The sequence below is a fragment of the Halioglobus sp. HI00S01 genome, from assembly GCF_001635445.1.
GTDB classification, from domain to species: Bacteria; Pseudomonadota; Gammaproteobacteria; order Pseudomonadales; family Halieaceae; genus Halioglobus; species Halioglobus japonicus.
This window is the reverse complement of the sequence record NZ_LWEE01000133.1, coordinates 1-372: the sequence shown is the minus strand read 5'-3', so window position 1 is coordinate 372 and position 372 is coordinate 1. Positions and strand designations below refer to the sequence as shown.

1 protein-coding gene is annotated in these 372 nt (G+C 60.8%); it reads left to right on the top strand.

The window, feature by feature from the left end; genetic code table 11:
- A partial coding sequence (locus A3709_RS23825) for a hypothetical protein (protein WP_197484226.1) occupies positions 1 to 372 on the top strand: 372 nt, incomplete at both ends.

Here is a 372-nt window from a genome sequence, read left to right as displayed (position 1 = left end):
TGGATACATTGCGAGCACTCGCCGGGGTGCCGGATGGTTTAGCGAAGCTGCTGAAGAGTCGAGGGCTGTCGGGGCAGCGCAGTGCCTTGCTGTTCCAAATGCTCTCTTGCGGTATCGATCTGAGTGATGACGACGCCCAGGTTATCGCGGACTATTTGGCGGTGCGGCACGACAGGCTGGCCGAGGATCTGGGGGTGCCGGCGTCGCTCTCTCAGCTGATCGGTGCAGCCACCGCGGCGCTTCAACTCTTTTCCGATTACGAGCGCTTACGCGCGGATGAGGCGGAGCTGTCTGAGGCGTTCGCGGCGGTACCCGATTTTGATTACCTGGCGGGCAAGACGGAGTTTGAGGATTTGAACGCCCAGGTGCTAA